This window comes from Mycobacterium persicum (genome assembly GCF_002086675.1).
Lineage (GTDB): Bacteria > Actinomycetota > Actinomycetes > Mycobacteriales > Mycobacteriaceae > Mycobacterium > Mycobacterium persicum.
Genome location: NZ_MVIF01000172.1, coordinates 1 through 5,308 on the forward strand (window position 1 = coordinate 1; position 5,308 = coordinate 5,308).

General features: G+C 71.2%; 4 protein-coding genes and 2 pseudogenes. 5 read left to right on the forward strand and 1 reads right to left on the reverse strand.

The features are described 5' to 3' along the window. Positions 1-285 (forward strand): annotated as a pseudogene (locus tag BST40_RS30340) (PE family protein); the annotation flags it as partial. On the opposite strand, the gene BST40_RS27135 reads toward BST40_RS30340, so the two are convergent. Then, on the reverse strand, positions 282-1,004 hold the full coding sequence (locus BST40_RS27135) for a FadR/GntR family transcriptional regulator (RefSeq protein WP_075548122.1): 723 nt from the start codon (positions 1,002-1,004) through the stop codon (positions 282-284). The pseudogene BST40_RS30340 and the gene BST40_RS27135 sit on opposite strands and share 4 nt — an antisense overlap. Positions 1,005-1,048: 44 nt before the next feature. On the opposite strand from BST40_RS27135, the gene BST40_RS27140 reads away from it, so the two are divergent. The 4 genes and pseudogenes from BST40_RS27140 to BST40_RS27155 all read left to right on the forward strand — a co-directional run. Further along, on the forward strand, positions 1,049-2,008 hold the full coding sequence (locus tag BST40_RS27140) for a hypothetical protein (RefSeq protein WP_075548160.1): 960 nt from the start codon (positions 1,049-1,051) through the stop codon (positions 2,006-2,008). Next, complete coding sequence (locus BST40_RS27145; RefSeq protein ID WP_075513270.1) at positions 2,005-2,334, forward strand: hypothetical protein; 330 nt, start codon at positions 2,005-2,007, stop codon at positions 2,332-2,334. The genes BST40_RS27140 and BST40_RS27145 overlap by 4 nt, the downstream gene beginning before the upstream one ends. Continuing rightward, positions 2,331-4,198: pseudogene (locus BST40_RS27150) on the forward strand (GMC family oxidoreductase). The gene BST40_RS27145 and the pseudogene BST40_RS27150 overlap by 4 nt, the downstream one beginning before the upstream one ends. A 122-nt stretch (positions 4,199-4,320) precedes the next feature. Then, on the forward strand, positions 4,321-5,308 hold a 988-nt coding region (locus tag BST40_RS27155), incomplete at its 3' end, for a PE family protein (RefSeq protein WP_083156399.1).

Here is a 5,308-nt window from a genome sequence, read left to right on the forward strand (position 1 = left end):
GGCTACGCCCAGGGATTCGGCGACGGAGGGGCCGGCGGAGCCGGCGGTAACGGAGCCAACTTCGTCGGGGGCGGTGGCGCCGGCGGGGATGCCAGGTTCATCGGCAACGCCGGCAACGGCGGCAACGCGGGAACCGGCGGCGCCTTCGACGCCACCGGAGGTGGCGGCGGCAACGCCGCGCTGATCGGCAACGGTGGCAACGGCGGCAAAGGCTGGGGCCAGGGGCCGGGTGGCACCGGCGGCACCGGCGGCCTGCTGTTCGGCCAATACGGGACTAACGGCTAGCTCGCGGATCCCTCGGTGTAGGCCACGATCATCCGCAGTGCGCTGGCGCGTAGATACGCCTCGACGAACGCGCCGGCGGCAACGGGGTCGCGCGCCAGCACCGCCTCGGTGATCGCTCGCAGATCGGCCAGGACCGGTTCGGCATCGTCGTAGGCCCCGGTCAGCTCGTGCTCGCGGTCGCCGAAGGCGTGCTCCACCCAGCGATACAGCAAACCCAAGGCGCGGTTGCGGCTGCTGTGGATGAGCACCCGGAAATAGGCGAGATCGGCCGCCTGCCGGGCGGCCGGACCCTCGGCGTCCCGCAGGGCTGCCAGCGCGTGGCGTAATGCGAGGGCATCGTCGGGGGTGTGTCGCTGCGCGGCCAGGCGGCCGATCAGCGGACCTAACGCCGCGCGGATCTCCAGCAGTTCGGCGAGGAAATCCGGGCCCAGTCTGCGTACCAGCGCCTCGACAACGGCGGGATGGGTGAGCCCCTCGGGATCGCGTACCACGCTGCCGCTGCCGTGTCTGACCTCGATCAGGCCCATCTGCTGCAGTCGGGCCAGCCCCTGCCGCAGCGACGTGCGGTTGACCCCGAACCGCGCCGCCAGGTCACGCTCGGGCGGCAGCGTCGAGCCGGGCGGGAAGACCCCGTCCAGGATGGCGTCGGCGATCGACGCGGCGATGTGTTCGTCGACGCGCTGACGGTCCGGCGGCTGAAAGGCACTTGACTGGTTCATTGGCTCAACCAATATAGTGGACGAATCAATCGGAGGTGGAGCAAGTGGACGATGAATTGCTGTCGGCGGTAGCCCCGCGCTGGAAAGGTAAGGCGGGACGGCTGGAAGTCTGGTACGCCACCCTGTCCGATCCGTCGACGCGCGCGGGCCTGTGGGTCCATTGCGAAACGGTGGCGCCGACAACCGGATCGCCTTACGGACACGGCTGGGTCACCTGGTTTCCGCCGGAGGGCCCGCCGCGCACCGAACGTTTCGGTCCGACACCGGTCCAGCCCGCCGCCGGCCCGGCATGGTTCGACGCCGCCGGCGCCCGGGTGGCGCCCGGAAAGCTGACCGGGCGGGCCGGATCACTGGCCTGGGAGCTGGCCTGGAAGGACGCCGGCGCGCCGCTGTGGACGTTTCCCCGGGCGGCGTGGGAGCGCGAGTTGCTGCCGGGCGCGCAGGTGGTGCTCGCCCCCACCGCCGACTTCACCGGCTCGCTGAGCGTCGACTCCGCAGGCAATACCACCCATCCCGTCACCGGCTGGCGCGGCGGGGTCGCACACATCTACGGGCATGGCAATGCCAAGCGCTGGGGGTGGATCCACGCCGACCTCGGCGGCGGCGACGTCGTGGAGGCCGTCACCGCGGTGTCACACAAGCCTGGGCTGCGCAAGCTTGCGCCGCTGGCGTTCGTACGGTTCCGCATCGACGGAAAAGACTGGCCGGCAAGCCCTTTCCCGTCCCTGCGGATGCACACCACGCTCGGCGTGGCGCACTGGCAGCTGGAGGGACGCGTCAGCGGCCGCAAGGTGCTGATCCGCGTCGATCAACCCCCGGACAGGTGCGTGAGCCTGGAATACACCGACCCGGACGGGGGCCGGGCGGTGTGCACCAACACCGAACAGGCCGACATCTACGTCGAGGTCGACGACCGGCGTTGGTCGGTGTTGGGCATCGGGCATGCCGAAGTCGGGTTGCGCGGAGCCGACGCACCTGCCGTCAACGAAAGGACCCCGTCATGAGTTTTCTCCTGGACCCGCCGCTGCTGTTCGCCAGCGGAGCGCTCATCGAGCGCAGGGTGCCCGAAGACCGTCGTGATCTCGCCGAAGCCGCCGTGCTGGGGGTCTTCTTCGCGGGATCGTTCGGGCTCTACAACAACGTGCCCGGGCTGGGGTTCTTGTGGCGCCCGTTCCGTTCGCAGAACGGCCGTGACTTCATGTGGAACAGCGGCGTGTTCGCCGTGGATACCGCGGAAGCGGGGTGGCCGCTGCACGCCGCCGCCGGCGGCATCTTCGGGACCTATCCGTTCTTCATCAAACTCGGTCGACGGTTCGGGCGCCGACGATGAGTCGACTGGCCGATCGGGCCGTGGCCGCCTTCGGGACGGCGTTGCTACCACCCGAGCACGGCGGCCCGACGCCGGCTCAGTTCGTCGAGCGCGTCGGGCGCTACGTCGAACAGCTGCCGGCGACGCAACGGTTGGCGGTGCGCGCCGGGGTGCTGTCGCTGGCGGCCGCGAGCTACCTGACCACGGGCCGGTCGTTGCCGCGATTGGAGCCGGCGGACCGGGCCCGGGTGCTGGGCCGCGTCGCCGCCGTCGGTCCGGACATGGGTGCCGCGGTGGAGGGCCTGAAAGCGGTCGTGCTGCTGGCCAATGGCGCCGACGCCTACGCCGACGAGCTGCTCGCCGGCGCGCGGGACACGACCCGGCGCGCCCGGATGCGGCGCTGACCATCACCTCGTCGACCGATAGCCCTTCGGTCGTCACCACCGATGTGGTGATCGTCGGCTCCGGGGCCGGCGGGGCCATGGCCGCGCGCACGCTGGCGCAGGCCGGCGTCGGCGTCGTCGTGCTCGAGGAGGGCCGGCGCTGGACGGTCGAGGAGTTCCGCACCACCCACCCGATCGACCGCTATGCCGGCCTTTACCGCGGCGCCGGAGCCACCATCGCGCTGGGCCGCCCGTCGGTGGTGCTGCCGATGGGCCGGGCGGTCGGCGGCACCACCGTCGTCAACTCCGGCACCTGCTTCAGGCCACCCGATGCCGTGCAACGGCGTTGGCGCGACGAGTTCGGGCTTGACCTAGCGGACCCGGACCGGCTGGCCCACCACCTCGACGAGGTGGAGCGGACGCTGCAGGTCGCGCCGGTTCCACTGGACATCATGGGCCGCAACGGCAACCTGTTGCTCGATGCCGCCACCGCACTGGGCTGGCGGGCAGCGCCCATCCCGCGCAACGCGCCCGGATGTGGCGGCTGCTGCCAGTGCGCGATCGGCTGCCCCCGCAACGCCAAGTTCGGGGTACATCTCAACGCGCTGCCGCAGGCCTGCACGGCCGGGGCGCGGATCGTCTCCCGGGCGCGCGTGGAACGGGTGTTGCACGAGCACGGACGCACCCGTGGCGTGCGCGCCCGCCGGCCCGACGGCACCGCGATCGACGTGCTGGCAGACACCGTCGTCGTCGCCGCCGGCGCCACTGAGACGCCGATGTTGTTGTGGCGCAGCGGTCTTGGCGACCATCACCGACTCGGCCGGAACCTGGCGCTGCATCCGGCGACGATGCTCGCCGGCCGCTTCGACGACGACGTGTATGCCTGGCGCGGCGTGTTGCAGAGCGCGGCGGTCCACGAGTTCCACGAATCCGACGGGGTGCTGATCGAGGCGACGGCAACGCCGCCGGGCATGGGCTCGATGGTCTTTCCCGGCTATGGCGTCGAACTGCTCGGCTGGCTGGATCGGGCGCCTCGGGTCGCCACCTTCGGTGCGATGGTGGCCGACCAGGGCGTGGGGTCAGTGCGGTCAGTGCGGGGGGAAGCGCTGGTGCGCTACGACATCGCCCGCGCCGATATCGCCAAGCTGCGAGTCGCCATGGAGGCCATCGGCCGGCTGCTTTTCGAAGCCGGGGCGGCCGAGGTACTCACCGGCCTGCCCGGCGCCACCACGGTGACGTCGCTGCCCGAGCTACAGGAGGCGGTGCGGCGCAACGACCCCGCAAGCCTGCACCTGGCGGCCTTCCATCCGACCGGGACCGCGGCGGCCGGCGCCGACCCGCAGATCTGCCCCGTCGACCCGACCGGCCGGCTGCGCGGTGTTGACGGTGTGTGGGTTGCCGATGCATCGATCCTGCCCAGCTGCGCGGAGGTGAACCCGCAGGTGTCGATCATGGCACTGGCGTTAGCCGTCGCCGACAACATCGCCGGTGCCTACCGCTGAGCACGACAATCTGAGCTGAATAGCTCCAGCCTGCACGTTTCATGTTCTCCCAACACCTACCGATAGCGCGCCCCGGATAGTGAGCCCCGGCGGCCATACAGGCAGCGTTGGGAGGACCACCCATGTCATTCGTGATCGCGGCACCCGACCCCATGCTGGCAGCAGCGGGCGGCCTCATCGAGATCGGCTCGGCGATCAGCACGGCCAACGCGACCGCAGCAGCACCAACAACTAGCTTGCTGGCCGCCGCCGGCGATGAGGTATCGGCAGCCATCGCCACCCTGTTCAACACCTACGCCGAGGAATACCAACAGTTCAGCACCCAAGCGAGCGCCTTTCACGACCACTTCGTGCGCACCCTGCAGGCCGGCATGAGTTCCTATGCCAGCGCCGAGACCACCAACGCCGCCCAGCAACTGCTCAACGTGTTCAACGCACCCGCGCGCGCACTGCTGGGACGCCCACTGATCGGCCGTGGCACCGACGGGGTGGCCGGCACCGGCCAAGCCGGTGAAGCCGGCGGCCTGTTGTTCGGCAACGGCGGCAACGGCGCCTCCGGCGCGCCCGGACAAGCCGGCGGCGCCGGCGGCGACGCCGGACTCATCGGCAGCGGCGGGATCGGCGGAACCGGCGGCATCGGAGCACGCGGCGGAAACGGCGGCGCCGGGGGCTGGCTGCTGGGCAACGGCGGCGCCGGCGGAACCGGCGGGATCGGCGCTACCGGCGGCAACGGCGGCAACGCCTACTTCTTCGGCGACGGCGGAGCCGGCGGACGAGGCGGCACCGGCCTGGCCGGCACCAACGGCCTAAACCCAACCGACACCGGCACCGCCACCACCGGCCAGGCCGGCACGGACGCATCGGCAAGCGATGTATTCCCGCCGCAAGGCGGCACCGGTGAGAACGGCAGCCCGGGCGGGCCTGGCATCACCGGCGGCACCGGAGGGGCCGGGGGCGAGGCGAAACTCATCCTTACCAAATTTGCCTCTGCGGGTAACTACGAAGCCGTTGCCGGTAACGGTGGCCAGGGGGGTCCTGGCCCCAACGGGGGCGACGGCGGGGCCGGCGGCAACGCCACGGTAATGCCGGCCCCAAGCGGTGGCCCCGGAC

Coding starts and splice junctions, on each gene's coding strand:
- BST40_RS27145 (WP_075513270.1), top strand. CDS start 2,005: ATGAGTTTTCTCCTGGACCCGCCGCTGCTGTTCGCCAGCGGAGCGCTC.
- BST40_RS27135 (WP_075548122.1), bottom strand. CDS start 1,004: ATGAACCAGTCAAGTGCCTTTCAGCCGCCGGACCGTCAGCGCGTCGAC.